The following is a 15,568-nucleotide window of genomic DNA, read 5'->3' as shown; positions in this document are numbered from 1 at the left end:
CCGCAGGCCGGATCAGGCGTTTACGCCGCCACCCGGCAACAACAATTTCCCATGTGGAAATCACTGTTGTCCAAATGGCAACTCGTGCAGTTGACTCTCTGACCGTATGCTTAGCGCCACATTTCTCATGAGGTCGCTATGACACGCTTTCTAATCTGCAGTTTCGCCCTGGTTCTTCTTTATCCTGCCGGTATTGATATGTATCTGGTGGGGCTGCCCCGTATTGCTGCCGATTTACAGGCCAGCGAGGCGCAACTGCATATCGCGTTTTCGGTTTATCTGGCGGGAATGGCGACGGCGATGCTGTTCGCCGGAAAAATTGCCGACCAGTCAGGTCGCAAACCTGTCGCCATTGTCGGCTCCCTCATTTTTATTTTCGCCTCTGCACTGTGTTCGTTTGCCGAAAGCGGAACGCCGTTTCTCATAGGCCGCTTTATTCAGGGCGTAGGTGCGGGCTGCTGCTACGTGGTGGCTTTCGCCATCCTGCGCGACACTCTCGACGATCGCCGTCGGGCGAAGGTACTGTCGTTGTTGAACGGTATTACCTGTATCGTGCCGGTTCTGGCTCCGGTGATGGGGCATCTGATCATGCTCAAATACCCATGGCAGAGCCTGTTCTACACGATGATGGGAATGGGTGTGGCTGTTTGCCTGCTGTCGGTGTTTGTCCTACGAGAATCGCGTCCAGCAACGCTTATGGCGACGGCGGAAAAAAACCACACAACCGAATCGCTGGTAAACCGTTTTTTCTTAAGCCGTCTGGCCATTACCACCCTCAGCGTGTCGGTGATCCTGACCTTCGTGAATACGTCTCCGGTACTGCTGATGGAAGTGATGGGCTTCGACCGTGGTGAGTACGCCACTACGATGGCCATGACCGCAGGCATCAGTATGGCGGTCTCTTTCTCGACGCCATTTGCTCTGAGCGTGTTTAAGCCTCGCGTTCTGATGCTGACCTCACAGGTGCTGTTTCTGTGTGCGGGCGTGGTGTTAACCCTTGCCACTTCACACGCAGTAACGCTTTTCGGGCTGACGTTAATCTGCGCTGGATTCTCGGTCGGCTTCGGTGTTGCAATGAGCCAGGCGCTGGGGCCGTTCTCGCTGCGCGCGGGCGTCGCCAGCTCGGCATTAGGTATTGCGCAGGTTTGCGGTTCCTCGTTGTGGATTTGGCTGGCGGCGGTTCTTGGCCTTGATGCGCTGAATATGCTGATCGGGATTCTGATTGGCTGTAGCATAGTGAGTATCATGCTGATTATCACTGTTGCACCTAACCGGTCCGCGCCAACTCATGAAGAAATCCCTCAGCAGTCTCGATCTTAATTTATTGCTCTGCCTGCAGCTGTTGATGCAGGAGCGCAGCGTCACTAAAACCGCCAAACGGATGAACGTCACACCGTCGGCGGTCAGTAAATCGCTGTCGAAGCTGCGGGCCTGGTTTGACGATCCCTTGTTTGTGAACACCCCGCTGGGGCTATCGCCGACGCCGCTGATGGTCAGCATGGAGCAGAACCTGGCTGAATGGATGCAGATGGGCAATCAGCTGCTCGATAAGCCGCACCATGAGTCTCCGCGCGGGCTGAAGTTTGATCTGGTGGCCGAAACGCCGTTAGTGATGATCATGTTCAACTCGCTCTCCCGGCAGATTTACCAGCGCTATCCCCAGGCGACGATCAAAATACGCAACTGGGACTATGATTCGCTGGATGCCATTATTCGCGGTGAAGTGGATATCGGCTTTACCGGGCGCGAAAGTCATCCGCGTTCGCGCGAACTACTGAGTTTGTTGCCATTGTCGATCGACCATGAAGTGCTGTTTTCCGATCTGCCCTGCGTCTGGCTACGTGAAGATCATCCCGCACTGCAGGAAGAGTGGAATCTGGACACCTTTCTGCGCTATCCGCACATCAGCATTAGCTGGGAGCAAAGCGATACATGGGCGCTGGATGAAGTCCTGCAAGAAATGGGGCGCGCACGCAATATCGCGTTATGTCTGCCCGGTTTTGAGCAATCGCTGTTTATGGCCGCGCAGCCGGATCACGCGCTGATAGCCACCGCACCGGTCTATTGTCAGCGTTATAACCAACTCCACCAGCTCCCGCTCGTGGCGCGACCGATGCCATTTGATACAGCGCAACTGGAAAAAATGCGCGTACCGTTCACTCTTCTTTGGCATAAACGCAACAGCCACAATCCTAAGATCGTCTGGCTAAAAGACACGATCAAGGCGCTTTATCGCGATATCTCCTGACGATCCTTCATTTTGGTGTTGCTAAATCGACCATTCTGGCAACAGAAATGTAAATATCGCGTAATGTCTCCCATTTTCGCTTAGTTTTTGGGCAGCAAAGCCTGCCCGGAGGCCGTGTAAATGTTACTCTGGTAATAATCACGGACCATTAATCACGGAGCGACAAATGGCGACACATTTTGCCAGAGGGATTCTTACGGAGGGACACCTGGTTTCAGCTCGCCTCCCTTCTCCATGTCATATCGAAGCAAGAGATCTACCCGCTCATCGCCGGACACGTTTCCTGGCTTCCCGAAGTCTTCTCGCTGAACTGATGTTTATGCTTTACGGCACCAGCACGCTGCCCGAAATTGTTACTCAGGCCAAAGGTAAGCCCGTTTTTCGCGATAAGAACCTGCCGGGTTTTTCGATTTCCTATGCCGGGAATATCGTCGGCGTTGTGCTAACAACTGAAGGAACGTGCGGCCTGGATATGGAACTTCAGCGGGCCACCCGCGGGTTTCACAATCCAAATTCAGCGAAAACGTGGCGCTTCTCCAGTAACGAAAACCTGTGGATCAATAACCAAAACGATCCCAACGAAGCACGCGCGCAGCTCATTACATTGCGCCAGAGCGTACTCAAACTCACTGGCGATGTGTGCAATGACGATCCGCGTGAGCTCCAGCTTTTACCCGGCGCAGGGCGTCTGAAATGTGCCCATGTGGCGCAGGTTGAAGCCATTTGCGATGCGGAAGATGTACTGGTGTGGTCAGTTGCGGTTACGCCAACCATTGAAAAACTCAAGGTTTGGGAGTTTGATGGTAAACAGGACTGGAAAAGTTTGCCTGATATCCAGACTCGCGCCAATGAGCCAACGGGTCGTCTGATCCGGTTCTCTCAATTATGTGCAGCGAAGAGCCATACGCTTTGATTTAACCTTCATGATGAAACAGGAGCCACCATGTCTGAAACATTGAATGTTGTTACGTTACTGGGAAGTCTGCGCAAAGGTTCGTTTAATGGAATGGTTGCCCGTACGCTGCCCAAGATTGCTCCAGCGGGAATGGAAGTGAACGCGCTGCCGTCGATTGGTGATATCCCTCTGTACGATGCCGACCTCCAGCAGGAAGAAGGTTTTCCGGCCAGCGTAGAAGCACTGGCTGAGCAAATCAGAAAGGCTGACGGTGTCGTCATCGTCACACCTGAATATAACTATTCTGTTCCGGGCGGACTGAAGAACGCCATCGACTGGCTGTCCCGACTGCCCGATCAGCCATTATCGGGTAAGCCGGTGCTGATCCAGACCAGTTCTATGGGCGCTATTGGCGGCGCGCGCTGCCAGTATCATCTGCGTCAGATCCTGGTATTCCTCGACGCCATGGTAATGAACAAGCCGGAATTTATGGGCGGCGTCATTCAGAACAAAGTAGACCCGCAGACAGGTGAAGTGATCGACCAAAGCACGCTGGACCATCTGACCGGTCAATTGACCGCATTTGGCGACTACATTCAGCGCGTGAAAGCGTAAAAGAAAAAGCCCGGCGATATGCCGGGCTTGTTTACATATGGGCAAATAAACAGCGATTAGTGCGCGTCGATAAACACAATCTTCAGCACAAACAGCAGCGCGACAATGATGACGCACGGGCTGAGATCGCGGAAACCTCCGGTACCAATCTTCATCACGCAATAAGAAATAAAGCCCAGTGCAATACCTTCGGTAATTGAGAAGCTAAAGGGCATCATCACGGCAGTAATAAACGCCGGAACCGCTTCTGTCAGGTCATCCCACTTCACGCGCGACAGGCTTGATGTCATCAGGACGCCAACGTAAATCAGCGCACCAGCGGCTGCATAACCCGGTACCATCCCCGCCAGCGGCGACAGGAAGATAACCAGCAGGAACAGCAGGCCAACGACCACGGCGGTCAGACCGGTACGTCCACCGACCGAAACCCCGGAAGAAGATTCGATATACGCAGTAACGGAAGAAGTCCCGATAAACGCCCCGGTAACCGACGACACGCTATCCACATACAGCGCTTGCTTCATGCGCGGGAACTTGCCCTTCGCATCCGCCAGACCGGCTTTATCCGTAACGCCAATCAGCGTACCGGAGGAGTCGAACAGGTTAACCAGCATGAACGAGAAAATCACACCCGCCAGGCCAATGTTAAACGAACCGGCCAGGTCGACATGTCCGATAACAGACATCACGCTCGGTGGCGCAGAAACGATACCGTTGTAATGGACATCGCCCAGCATCCAGCCCAGTAGCGTGGTTACAATGATAGAAATCAGCACCGCCGCGTGAATGTTACGTGACGCCAGAATCGCGATGATAAAGAAGCCCAGGATACCGAGCAGTACACTGTGGGACGTCAGGTTACCGATAGACACCAGCGTGTCTTTGTTGGCGACGATAACACCGGCGTTTTTCAGCCCCATCATGCCGATGAACAGACCAATACCGCTGGTGATCCCCACACGCAGGCTAACCGGGATATTGGCAATCATCCAGTAACGAACGCGGAAAATCGTCAGCAGCAGCAGACCAACAGCGCCCCAGAAGATAGCGCCCATACCAATCTGCCATGACAGCCCCATCGCGCCAACGACCACGAAAGCGAAGAATGCGTTCAGGCCCATAGCAGGCGCAAGTGCGACCGGCAGGTTGGCAAACAGGCCCATCAGGATGCTACCAAATGCAGCAATAAGGCAGGTGGTAACAAAGACAGCGCTGGTATCCATGCCAGCCACGCCAAGAATTTGCGGGTTAACAAAAACGATATACACCATCGTCAGGAAGGTCGTTAAACCGGCGATCACTTCGGTCCGTGCCGTCGTGCCATGTTCGCGCAGTTTGAACACGCGTTCCAGCATCCCCTGGCCAGAAGCCTGGGTTGTGTGTTGTTGACTCATTATCAATTTCCGAACAAGGAGGGAAAATTCGTCGCTATCCTATACCAAAATGCGACAATAGGGTTGGGTTATGAGCAACTTTTTTCATTGATTTTGCTTATACGGCAACGATTGCGTCGCCCAATAATGCATTACGAAAACGTTAAACTTGTTAAAACGGAAATGACATGTCCCAGATAGAAGCCGTATTTTTTGACTGTGACGGTACCCTTGTCGACAGTGAAGTGATTTGTTCTCGCGCGTATGTCAGCATGTTCCAGGCGTTTGGCATTACGCTCGATCTTGAAGAAATTTTCAAACGCTTCAAGGGGGTAAAGCTGTACGAGATCATCGACATTATCAACGAAGAGCACGGTGTCGAACTGGCAAAAGCCGATTTAGAACCGGTTTACCGCGCTGAGGTCGCACGTCTGTTCGATACGGAACTGGAGGTGATTGCCGGTGCCAATGCGCTACTGGACAGCATGGCCGTACCAATGTGTGTGGTCTCTAACGGTCCAGTCAGCAAAATGCAGCATTCGCTGGGTAAGCTGGGCATGTTGCACCATTTCCCTGATTTACTGTTCAGCGGCTACGATATTCAGCGTTGGAAGCCCGATCCGGCCCTGATGTTCCATGCGGCGAAAGCGATGGACGTTAACGTTGAGAACTGCATTCTGGTTGATGATTCCAGCGCAGGTGCGCAGGCGGGGATTGCCGCCGGGATGGAAGTGTTCTACTTCTGCGCCGATCCACATAACAAACCGATCGATCATCCAAAAGTGACGACGTTTACCGATCTGGCACAATTGCCGGAATTGTGGAAGGCTCGGGGTTGGAATATCGTCGAATAAACAGTAGGCCCGATAAGTAAAGCGCCATCAGGCGAATGGCGCAGAATGCCGGATGCGGCGTAACACCTTATGCGGCCTACAATAGCGACGCCGGGGGAACCCGGCGAACGCAACAAACTGCTTATTCTTTCGGATCTTTGCCCGCCAGCAGCTTATCCAGCTCATCGCCGCCCACGTGACGGAAGTCTTGTCCCTTCACGAAGTAGAAGATGTATTCGCAGATATTCTGGCAGCGGTCACCGATACGTTCGATGGAACGTGCGCAGAACAGCGCGGTCAGCACGCTTGGAATGGTACGTGGGTCTTCCATCATATAAGTCATCAGCTGACGCACGATGCCTTCATATTCCTGGTCAACTTTCTTATCTTCGCGATAAATACGCACTGCTTCGTCCAGATCCATACGTGCAAACGCATCCAGAACGTCATGCAGCATTTGTACGGTATGGCGGCCCAGTGATTCCAGGCTTACCAGCAGCGGCTGGTGCTGTTGCGAGAACTTCTCCAGCGCGGTACGGCAAATTTTGTCCGCCACGTCGCCAATACGTTCCAGCTCAGCGATGGTTTTGATAATCGCCATCACCAGACGCAGATCGCTCGCTGTCGGTTGACGCTTGGCGATGATACGCACGCAGGCTTCGTCGATCGCCACTTCCATCATGTTGACGTTCTTATCGCCTTCAATGACGCGCTTCGCCAGCTCGCTGTCCTGGTTGTGCATCGCCGTGATTGCATCAGAAAGCTGCTGCTCGACCATGCCGCCCATGGTCATCACCTGGGTACGGATGCTTTCCAGCTCTGCATTGAACTGGCCGGAAATATGTTTATTAAGGTTAAGGTTATCCACAACAAGCTCCTGAATCAGCCGTAACGACCGGTGATGTAATCTTCAGTTTGTTTCTTCGCGGGCTTGGTGAACAGATCGTCCGTGTTGCTGAACTCAATCAACTCGCCCAGGTACATAAATGCCGTGTGATCGGAACAACGCGCAGCCTGCTGCATGTTGTGGGTAACGATAACAACGGTGTAATCCTCTTTCAGCTCAGTGATCAGCTCTTCAATACGCCCGGTAGAAATAGGGTCGAGCGCTGAACATGGCTCATCGAGCAGAAGCACTTCCGGGCGAATGGCGATGCCACGCGCAATACACAGACGCTGCTGCTGACCACCCGAGAGAGAGTACCCGCTCTGGTGTAATTTATCTTTGGTTTCGTTCCACAATGCGGCCTTGGTCAATGCCCACTGCACACGCTCGTCCATATCCGCACGCGAGAGTTTCTCAAACAGACGCACGCCAAAAGCGATGTTGTCGTAGATGGACATCGGGAACGGCGTTGGCTTCTGGAATACCATGCCCACTTTGGCACGCAGCAGAGCGATATCCTGGGTATTGGTGAGAATATTGTCGCCATCCAGCAGGATTTCACCTTCCGCACGCTGCTCTGGGTACAGTTCAAACATTTTGTTGAACGTACGCAGCAGCGTCGATTTACCACAGCCTGACGGCCCGATAAACGCCGTTACCTGGTTTTTAGCAATATCCAGGTTGATGTTCTTCAGGGCATGGAATTTGCCATAGTAGAAGTTCAAATCACGAACCTGAATCTTACCCGGGGCAGTATCAACCATACTCATTTCAATCTCTTCCTCATTCGGCGCCGCATCAGCCACGCCGTAAAAATTAACCGTGTTTCTTCTTCGCGAAAATGACGCGCGCCAAAATGTTCAGCAGCAGTACGCACAGGGTAATAATCAGTACCCCGGCCCAGGCCAGTTGCTGCCACTCAGCAAACGGGCTCATCGCAAACTTAAAGATAGTGACCGGCAGGTTGGCGATAGGCTGCATCATGTCGGTGCTCCAGAACTGGTTGGAGAGCGACGTAAACAGCAACGGAGCCGTTTCACCTGCGATACGAGCAATCGCTAACAGAACGCCTGTAATGATCCCCGAGACAGACGCCTTCAGGGTGATCGCAGAAATCATTTTCCACTTCGGCGTACCCAGTGCATAGGCGGCTTCACGCAGGCTATCCGGCACCAGCTTGAGCATGTTCTCCGTGGTACGGATAACAATGGGCACCTGCAGCAGCGCCAGCGCGATAACGCCTGCCCAGCCAGAGAAGTGTTCCATTTTTGCTACCACGATGGTGTAAACGAACAGACCGACCACGATTGATGGTGCAGACAGCAGAATGTCGTTGATAAAGCGGATAACCTCAGCCAGCCAGGACTTACGTCCGTACTCTGCCAGGTAGATACCCGCCATAATGCCAAGCGGTGTACCAAACACGGTCGCCCACAGAATTAACAGTCCGCTACCGGCCAGGGCGTTCGCCAGACCACCACCCGCTGTATTCGGCGGAGGCGTCATTTCTGTGAACAGCGCCAGCGACATACCGTCAATACCACGGGTGATCGTGGACATCAGGATCCAAATGAGCCAGAACAGACCGAACGCCATGGTCGCCATAGAGAGCGTCAGCGCGATGCGGTTCTTCAGACGGCGACGTGCCTGCATTTTACGGCGGGACTCCGCCAGCGCAGTGGTGTTTTGCATTTCAAGCGTAGCCATTAGCGTGCCCCCTCGTTCTTCGCAAGGCGCATGATCATGAACTTAGACGCCGCCAGTACGATGAAGGTGATCACAAACAGAATCAGACCCAGTTCCATCAACGCAGCAACGTGCAGGCCAGATTCCGCTTCGGCAAATTCATTCGCCAGCGCAGAGGTAATACTGTTGCCCGGCATGTACAGCGAGGCGCTATCGAGCTGGTAGGTGTTACCAATGATAAAGGTCACCGCCATGGTTTCACCCAGCGCGCGGCCCAGACCCAGCATCACACCGCCGATCACACCATTTTTGGTGAACGGCAGGACGATACGCCAGATAACTTCCCAGGTGGTACAGCCGATGCCGTAGGCTGACTCTTTCATAAGCACCGGCGTTTGTTCGAACACATCACGCATAACCGCAGCAATGTACGGAATGATCATGATAGCGAGGATCACACCAGCCGCCAGAATACCGATACCAAACGCCGGGCCGGCAAACAATGCGCCAACAAACGGAATGTTGGAAAGGATGTTCCCGACCGGCTCCTGGAAGTAAGTCGCAAACAGCGGGGCAAAGATAAACAGGCCCCACATGCCGTATACGATACTCGGAATTGCTGCCAGCAGTTCAATAGCGATACCCAACGGGCGACGCAGCCAGCCAGGTGCAAGTTCAGTCAGGAACAGCGCAATGCCGAAACTCACCGGAACGGCAATCAGCAATGCAATAAACGAGGTGACCAGCGTACCGTAAATAGGTACCAGCGCGCCGTAGATATCGTTCGGCGCATCCCAGTCTTTGGTCCACAAAAAGGAGAAACCAAATTTCTGAATGCTTGGCCAGGAGGAGATAACCAGAGAGACAATAATGCCACCCAACATCAATAGCACAATCAGCGCAGCCAGTTTTACCAGCACGCTGAATATCATGTCACCCTTTTTACCCGGTGGGTTAAAAGCAGGCTTGGTTGCAGCCATAAATCACTCTTTAAGTTAAACGCGTTTACGAAATTGCCCTGCCGGATGGCGCTACGCTTATCCGGCCTACAAATTGGGCCTACAGTCGGAACTGTAGGGCGGATAAGCGTAGCGCCATCCGCCAACTCGTTAAAGATATTCTATTAGTACAGCGCTTTACCGCTGCTGTCTTTCACGTTGGTCTTCCATGCAGCACGAATCTGCTCAACCACGCTGTCCGGCAGGCTGGCGTAATCCAGGTCATTAGCCTGTTTGCCACCATTTTTGTATGCCCAGTCGAAGAATTTCAGCACTTCAACGCCCTGCTCAGGCTTCTTCTGCTCTTTATGGACCAGGATGAAGGTGGTGGAAGTGATTGGCCACGCATCGTCACCTTTCTGGTTAGTCAGATCCTGAGCGAAGGTTTTGCTCCAGTCAGCGCCTTTAGCGGCGTTGGCAAAGTTTTCTTCGGTCGGGCTTACCGGTTTGCCATCAGCAGAGACCAGCTTGGTGTACGCCAGGTTGTTCTGCTTAGCGTAAGCGTACTCAACGTAACCGATAGAACCCGGCAGACGCTGTACGAACGCGGCGATACCGTCGTTACCTTTACCGCCCAGACCGGTCGGCCAGTTAACGGTAGAGCCGGAACCAATTTTAGATTTCCACTCTTCGTTCACTTTCGCCAGGTAGCTAGTGAAGACAAAGGAAGTACCAGAACCATCAGCGCGACGTACAACGGCGATATTTTGCGAAGGCAGCTTCAGACCTGGGTTCAGTTTGGTGATGGCTTCGTCATCCCACTTCTTAATTTTACCGAGGTAGATGTCGCCCAGCGTTTTACCGTCAAGCACCAGCTCACCGGATTTCAGTCCAGGGATATTCACCGCCAGCACCACACCGCCGATAACGGTCGGGAACTGGAACAGGCCTTCTTGTGCCAGTTTCTCGTCAGACAGCGGTGCATCAGAAGCGCCGAAATCAACGGTATTGGCCGTAATTTGTTTTACACCACCGGAGGAGCCGATACCCTGGTAGTTTACTTTGCTACCGGTCTCTTTCTGATAGGTATCTGCCCATTTGGCATACACTGGCGCAGGGAAGGTTGCACCTGCACCTGTCAGGCTCGCTGCTGCAAACGCAGAGAACGCGCTCATGGATAAGGTCGCGGCGACAACAGTTGCGACAGTGGTACGCATAACTTTCATAATGTCTCCTGCACGGTTTTCGTAAATTGTTGTTTGAGTTGCTACTGTGAGCAAAATAGGACAAACAGGTGACAGTTAAATGTACGAAATATGACAGTTTTATGACAATGAAAAATACGGAAAGCTATTTATCTAAAAATACATTTAAAACAAAACGTTAACTATTACCATGACAATAATATTTCGCTAAAATTTTCTTTTTATGACACTGCAAACAGTAGCTGAAGATGACGGTTTGTCACATAAAACAGGCGGGATAATTGATTAAAAACAGAACAAGTTTAAAAAAATGCCCCGCTTATAGCAGGGCATTTTCAGTTCAGTAAGGTACGGATTACTCTACGGTAACCGACTTAGCCAGGTTACGCGGCTGATCCACATCGGTGCCTTTAATCAGCGCCACATGATACGCCAGCAGCTGCAGCGGAACGGTGTAGAAGATCGGTGCAATAACCTCTTCCACATGCGGCATCTCAATGATGTGCATGTTTTCGCTGCTGGTAAAGCCAGCATCCTGGTCAGCAAAGACGTACAGCTGACCGCCACGGGCGCGAACTTCTTCAATGTTGGACTTCAGTTTTTCCAGCAGTTCGTTGTTCGGCGCGACTACGATAACCGGCATATCGGCATCAATCAGCGCCAGCGGACCGTGTTTCAGTTCGCCTGCGGCATAAGCTTCAGCGTGAATATAAGAGATCTCTTTCAGCTTCAGCGCGCCTTCCAGCGCAATCGGGTACTGATCGCCACGGCCCAGGAACAGCGCATGGTGTTTATCAGAGAAACCTTCAGCCAGAGCGGCAATGCGTTTGTCCTGAGACAGCATCTGCTCAATACGGCTCGGCAGCGCCTGCAGACCGTGAACGATTTCCTGCTCAATAGCCACATCCAGGCCTTTCAGACGAGACAGTTTCGCCACCAGCATCAGCAGAACGGTCAGCTGAGTGGTAAATGCTTTCGTGGAGGCCACGCCGATTTCGGTACCAGCATTGGTCATCATCGCCAGGTCGGATTCGCGCACCAGAGAAGAGCCCGGTACGTTACAAATAGCCAACGAGCCCAGATAGCCCAACTCTTTGGATAAGCGCAGACCCGCCAGGGTATCTGCCGTTTCACCTGACTGGGAAAGGGTGATCATCAGGCTGTTACGACGCACGGCGGATTTGCGATAGCGGAATTCGGAAGCAATTTCGACATCACAAGGAATGCCAGCCAGCGATTCAAACCAGTAGCGGGACACCATACCGGAGTTGTACGACGTACCACAGGCGATAATCTGGATATGCTCAACCTGAGACAGCAGCTCGTTGGCATGCGAACCCAGCTCGCTTAAATCCACTTCACCGTGGCTGATACGGCCGGTCAGCGTGTTTTTAATTGCGTTCGGCTGTTCGTAGATCTCTTTCTGCATGTAGTGGCGATAAATACCTTTTTCGCCCGCATCGTATTGCAGATTAGATTCGATATCCTGACGTTTCACTTCCGCGCCAGACTTGTCGAAAATAGAGACCGAACGACGGGTCACTTCCGCGATATCGCCCTCTTCCAGGAAGATGAAGCGACGGGTTACCGGCAGCAGTGCCAGCTGATCGGAAGCGATAAAGTTCTCACCCATACCCAGACCAATCACCAGCGGGCTGCCAGAACGGGCCGCCAGCAGGGTTTCCGGGTTACGGGTATCCATGATCACCGTGCCGTAGGCACCGCGCAGCTGCGGAATAGTACGCAGCACGGCTTCACGCAGCGTACCACCCTGTTCCAGCTCCCAGTGCACCAGGTGAGCAATCACTTCGGTGTCGGTTTCAGAAACAAAGGTGTAGCCACGCGTTTTCAACAGCTCACGCAGTGGTTCATGGTTTTCAATGATGCCGTTATGCACCACAACAATGTGTTCAGAAACATGGGGATGCGCGTTCGCTTCTGAAGGTTCACCGTGTGTCGCCCAGCGGGTGTGAGCAATACCAGTACCACCATGCAGCGGATGTTCTTCCGCAGCAGCAGTCAGCATCTGCACTTTACCCAGACGACGCAGGCGGGTCATGTTGCCTTCAGCATCGACAACGGCCAGACCAGCAGAGTCATAACCACGATATTCCAGACGACGTAAACCTTCGAGAAGGATTTCAGCTACATCACGCTGCGCGATAGCGCCAACAATTCCACACATATTTTTTGATTCCGAATTTAGGCATTGTGCCTGTCGTTGTCGGTCAACCTGATACCCGTATTCCGGGCGCCCCGAGCCTTGTAGAGAGTGGGGTTATTTTTATAGGTACTGCTTGTTGAGCGGAGGATTATATTATCCCCTCATCTCTTGTCTGCCTGATGGCGCTCACGGTTATCAGGCCTACAGAACGTCACCGCACGTAGGCCGGATAAGGCAAAGCCGCCATCCGGCAAAAATAAATTACTTCTTCTTCACCGGACGCTGCCAGCCCTGTTTATGAACCTGAGGTACACGGCTTAATACCAGTTCATTATCGGCGACATTACGCGTTACGGTGGTTCCGGCGGCAATCGTCGCACCTTTACCCACGGTGACAGGCGCCACCAGCTGAGTATCAGAACCCACAAACACATCATCACCAATAATGGTTTTAAACTTATTGGCACCATCGTAGTTGCAGGTGATCGTACCCGCGCCGATATTCACGTTATCGCCAATTTCCGCATCGCCCAGATAGGTCAAATGACCAGCTTTAGAGCCTTTACCCAGACGCGCTTTTTTCATTTCGACGAAGTTACCCACGTGTGCGCCTTCCTGCAGCTCAGCACCCGGGCGCAGACGCGCGAATGGACCGATGGTGCAAGCGGCTTCCAGATGGGCATCTTCCACCACACTGTACGGGCTAAGCTCACAACCCTCACCAATCACGCTGTTTTTGATGATGCAGCCAGTGCCAATCTTGACGCGATCCCCAACGGTTACGTTACCTTCAATGATAACGTTAGTATCAATTTCAACATCGCGCCCATGAATCAGCGTACCGCGAAGATCAAAACGTGCAGGATCGCGCAGCATCACGCCCGCCAGCAGCAGTTTTTCTGCCTGCTCGGACTGATACACACGTTCCAGACGGGATAACTGAAGGCGGTTATTTACCCCTTCCGTTTCACTGATTCGTGCCGGATGTACCGCAGCAATTTCACGTCCTTCCTGATACGCCATCGCGATGATATCAGTGATGTAGTATTCACCCTGCACGTTGTTGTTGGTCAGTTTAGACAGCCAACGCTTCATGTCAGCGCCGTTGGCAATCAGAATGCCTGTGTTGATTTCCTGGATTTGACGCTGCTCGTCAGTTGCATCTTTGTGCTCGACGATCCCTGTGACGTTACCGTTTTCGCGCGTAATACGCCCATAGCCGGAAGGGTCGTCCAGTTTTACCGTTAACAAACCGATACCACCCTGCGGTTTGGCTTCACGCAGGCGACGTAAGGTATCTGTAGAGATCAGCGGCACATCGCCATAGAGCATTAAAATGTCTTCGTCATCACTAAAGAATGGCGCCGCCTGCTGCATTGCATGGCCGGTACCCAACTGCTCAGCCTGCAGAACCCAATTCAGATTGCCATCTTTCAGCGTTTGCTTAAGCAGATCGCCACCGTGTCCGTAGACAAGGTGTACATGAGTCGCACCTAATTCATTAGCTGCATCAATGACATGCTGAACCATCGGCTTTCCTGCGAGGGTGTGCAGCACTTTAGGAAGATCGGAATACATACGCGTGCCTTTGCCTGCGGCAAGGATCACAACGCTCATAGCATTATTCAACATACACGTCCTGACTGTAATTTGAGAACGAATTTATACCGTTTCACATTGAAAATACTACATTTTTTTCAGCGTGAAATGGACCGAAGATAAAACGTTCAATCGGGGAAATTCCCCCTCTGATAGCTCTCTATTTTCATCTATTTCGGCGTCTTTTGTCTCCCAAAAACCCGGAGTCTGCTCTTATTAAAGCCTTAGGTTAATGTTTTTGCTATTTTTTTACCGCATGAATAAAGCATTACATCAGCATAGTACGATTTTATTTATGTGATTCAGTGAGAAGCAGAAAAATGGGTAGAGAAAATAGAGGGGGAAAGATAGAGAACAAATGATACAGCGAAGGAGGGGGGATTTAATAACGATGGCGCTAGCTGATAACCGTATTAAGCATCGCGCCACAGAACAGGTAGGGAACGACTAAACGTCCATGCTGCTGAAAAGGGCGATGATCTTGTTAAACAATTTCATGTTGGTATCCTGTTTTTATCTGAATTAATTTTGTGACACACATCACATAAAAAGAGTCTACGCCTCATTTTTTAACCGATCAACATTTTTTGTGATGTAAATCACAAAATAATAAAACAGCTTTTTAGTTCCACTTTTACTGAAACAAATCCATAAAAAAAGCCAGCCTGGAAACCAGACTGGCCTTTGTGCTTTTCAAGCCGGTGTTACATCGCTTTTTTGGTCAACTCGATAACGCGCAGTTTCGCGATCGCTTTGGCCAGTTCCGCAGATGCCTGAGCGTAATCCACGTCACCATGAGAGCTCTTAATGTGCTCTTCAGCCTTACGCTTCGCTTCCAGGGCTCTCGCTTCATCGAGATCCTGTCCGCGAATCGCGGTATCAGCCAGTACGGTCACACTGCCAGGCTGCACTTCGAGAATGCCGCCGGACAGATAGATAAACTCTTCATGACCGAACTGTTTAACGATGCGGATCATACCAGGCTTAATGGCGGTGAGCAGCGGTGCGTGACCCGGGAAAATACCCAGTTCACCTTCACTACCCGTTACCTGGATTTTCTCGACCAGACCAGAGAACATTTGTTGCTCTGCGCTGACGACGTCCAGGTGGTAAGTCATTGCCATAT

14 protein-coding genes are annotated in these 15,568 nt (G+C 52.0%); 5 read left to right on the top strand and 9 right to left on the bottom strand.

Going from position 1 to position 15,568, the window contains the following annotated elements; all coding sequences use genetic code 11:
• Positions 1-138: 138 nt before the first annotated feature.
• The 4 genes from OGY18_RS26650 (at position 139) to OGY18_RS26635 (ending at position 3,758) form a co-directional block, all read left to right on the top strand.
• Positions 139-1,320: an MFS transporter gene (locus OGY18_RS26650; RefSeq protein WP_191213669.1), complete on the top strand. Its 1,182-nt coding sequence runs from the start codon at positions 139-141 to the stop codon at positions 1,318-1,320.
• Entirely contained in the window at positions 1,289-2,248 is a 960-nt protein-coding gene (gene yidZ, locus OGY18_RS26645; RefSeq protein WP_149280827.1) for an HTH-type transcriptional regulator YidZ, read from the top strand. The genes OGY18_RS26650 and yidZ overlap by 32 nt, the downstream gene beginning before the upstream one ends.
• 166 nt (positions 2,249-2,414) lie before the next feature.
• On the top strand, positions 2,415-3,161 hold the full coding sequence (locus OGY18_RS26640; RefSeq protein WP_286554965.1) for a 4'-phosphopantetheinyl transferase family protein: 747 nt from the start codon (positions 2,415-2,417) through the stop codon (positions 3,159-3,161).
• 30 nt (positions 3,162-3,191) lie between these two features.
• On the top strand, positions 3,192-3,758 hold the full coding sequence (locus OGY18_RS26635; protein WP_003827046.1) for an NADPH-dependent FMN reductase: 567 nt from the start codon (positions 3,192-3,194) through the stop codon (positions 3,756-3,758).
• A gap of 56 nt (positions 3,759-3,814) precedes the next feature.
• On the opposite strand, the gene adeP is transcribed toward OGY18_RS26635, so the two are convergent.
• Complete coding sequence (gene adeP / locus OGY18_RS26630; RefSeq protein WP_286554962.1) at positions 3,815-5,152, bottom strand: adenine permease AdeP; 1,338 nt, start codon at positions 5,150-5,152, stop codon at positions 3,815-3,817.
• Between the two features lie 167 nt (positions 5,153-5,319).
• Between adeP and yieH the strand changes: the two genes are divergently transcribed.
• Positions 5,320-5,985 carry a 6-phosphogluconate phosphatase gene (gene yieH, locus OGY18_RS26625; protein ID WP_003827040.1) on the top strand — a complete coding sequence of 222 codons (666 nt, stop codon included), beginning with the start codon at positions 5,320-5,322 and terminating at the stop codon, positions 5,983-5,985.
• 121 nt (positions 5,986-6,106) lie between these two features.
• On the opposite strand, the gene phoU is transcribed toward yieH, so the two are convergent.
• The 8 genes from phoU to OGY18_RS26585 form a co-directional block, all read right to left on the bottom strand.
• Complete coding sequence (phoU, locus tag OGY18_RS26620; RefSeq protein WP_003023824.1) at positions 6,107-6,832, bottom strand: phosphate signaling complex protein PhoU; 726 nt, start codon at positions 6,830-6,832, stop codon at positions 6,107-6,109.
• A 14-nt stretch (positions 6,833-6,846) separates the two neighbouring features.
• Positions 6,847-7,620: a phosphate ABC transporter ATP-binding protein PstB gene (gene pstB / locus OGY18_RS26615; RefSeq protein WP_003023821.1), complete on the bottom strand. Its 774-nt coding sequence runs from the start codon at positions 7,618-7,620 to the stop codon at positions 6,847-6,849.
• A gap of 46 nt (positions 7,621-7,666) precedes the next feature.
• Positions 7,667-8,557: a phosphate ABC transporter permease PstA gene (gene pstA / locus OGY18_RS26610; protein WP_003827037.1), complete on the bottom strand. Its 891-nt coding sequence runs from the start codon at positions 8,555-8,557 to the stop codon at positions 7,667-7,669.
• A complete protein-coding gene (pstC, locus tag OGY18_RS26605; protein WP_003827035.1) occupies positions 8,557-9,516 on the bottom strand; it encodes a phosphate ABC transporter permease PstC in 960 nt (319 codons plus the stop codon). The genes pstA and pstC overlap by 1 nt, the downstream gene beginning before the upstream one ends.
• 143 nt (positions 9,517-9,659) lie before the next feature.
• The gene (gene pstS, locus OGY18_RS26600; protein WP_003827033.1) at positions 9,660-10,700 is read right to left on the bottom strand and encodes a phosphate ABC transporter substrate-binding protein PstS; all 1,041 of its coding nucleotides are present in this window, start codon (positions 10,698-10,700) and stop codon (positions 9,660-9,662) included.
• A gap of 334 nt (positions 10,701-11,034) precedes the next feature.
• On the bottom strand, positions 11,035-12,864 hold the full coding sequence (gene glmS / locus OGY18_RS26595) for a glutamine--fructose-6-phosphate transaminase (isomerizing) (RefSeq protein ID WP_003827031.1): 1,830 nt from the start codon (positions 12,862-12,864) through the stop codon (positions 11,035-11,037).
• Between the two features lie 240 nt (positions 12,865-13,104).
• Complete coding sequence (glmU, locus tag OGY18_RS26590; protein WP_149280830.1) at positions 13,105-14,475, bottom strand: bifunctional UDP-N-acetylglucosamine diphosphorylase/glucosamine-1-phosphate N-acetyltransferase GlmU; 1,371 nt, start codon at positions 14,473-14,475, stop codon at positions 13,105-13,107.
• A 671-nt stretch (positions 14,476-15,146) separates the two neighbouring features.
• Positions 15,147-15,566, bottom strand: a complete 420-nt coding sequence (locus tag OGY18_RS26585; protein ID WP_003023809.1) for a F0F1 ATP synthase subunit epsilon — start codon at positions 15,564-15,566, stop codon at positions 15,147-15,149.
• Between the last annotated feature and the right edge of the window lie 2 nt (positions 15,567-15,568).

Source organism: Citrobacter sp. Cpo142, assembly GCF_030332425.1.
GTDB lineage: Bacteria > Pseudomonadota > Gammaproteobacteria > Enterobacterales > Enterobacteriaceae > Citrobacter > Citrobacter portucalensis.
Note: the sequence above shows the minus strand (reverse complement) of the source record. Positions and strands in the feature narration are given on the sequence as shown.

What these genes read in the sequence shown, in the direction of transcription:
- OGY18_RS26650 (WP_191213669.1), top strand. Translation starts at nt 139, where the DNA reads ATGACACGCTTTCTAATCTGCAGTTTCGCCCTGGTTCTTCTTTATCCT.
- yidZ (WP_149280827.1), top strand. Translation starts at nt 1,289, where the DNA reads ATGAAGAAATCCCTCAGCAGTCTCGATCTTAATTTATTGCTCTGCCTG.
- OGY18_RS26640 (WP_286554965.1), top strand. Translation starts at nt 2,415, where the DNA reads ATGGCGACACATTTTGCCAGAGGGATTCTTACGGAGGGACACCTGGTT.
- OGY18_RS26635 (WP_003827046.1), top strand. Translation starts at nt 3,192, where the DNA reads ATGTCTGAAACATTGAATGTTGTTACGTTACTGGGAAGTCTGCGCAAA.
- adeP (WP_286554962.1), bottom strand. Translation starts at nt 5,152, where the DNA reads ATGAGTCAACAACACACAACCCAGGCTTCTGGCCAGGGGATGCTGGAA.
- yieH (WP_003827040.1), top strand. Translation starts at nt 5,320, where the DNA reads ATGTCCCAGATAGAAGCCGTATTTTTTGACTGTGACGGTACCCTTGTC.
- pstB (WP_003023821.1), bottom strand. Translation starts at nt 7,620, where the DNA reads ATGAGTATGGTTGATACTGCCCCGGGTAAGATTCAGGTTCGTGATTTG.
- pstA (WP_003827037.1), bottom strand. Translation starts at nt 8,557, where the DNA reads ATGGCTACGCTTGAAATGCAAAACACCACTGCGCTGGCGGAGTCCCGC.
- pstC (WP_003827035.1), bottom strand. Translation starts at nt 9,516, where the DNA reads ATGGCTGCAACCAAGCCTGCTTTTAACCCACCGGGTAAAAAGGGTGAC.
- pstS (WP_003827033.1), bottom strand. Translation starts at nt 10,700, where the DNA reads ATGAAAGTTATGCGTACCACTGTCGCAACTGTTGTCGCCGCGACCTTA.
- glmS (WP_003827031.1), bottom strand. Translation starts at nt 12,864, where the DNA reads ATGTGTGGAATTGTTGGCGCTATCGCGCAGCGTGATGTAGCTGAAATC.
- glmU (WP_149280830.1), bottom strand. Translation starts at nt 14,475, where the DNA reads ATGTTGAATAATGCTATGAGCGTTGTGATCCTTGCCGCAGGCAAAGGC.
- OGY18_RS26585 (WP_003023809.1), bottom strand. Translation starts at nt 15,566, where the DNA reads ATGGCAATGACTTACCACCTGGACGTCGTCAGCGCAGAGCAACAAATG.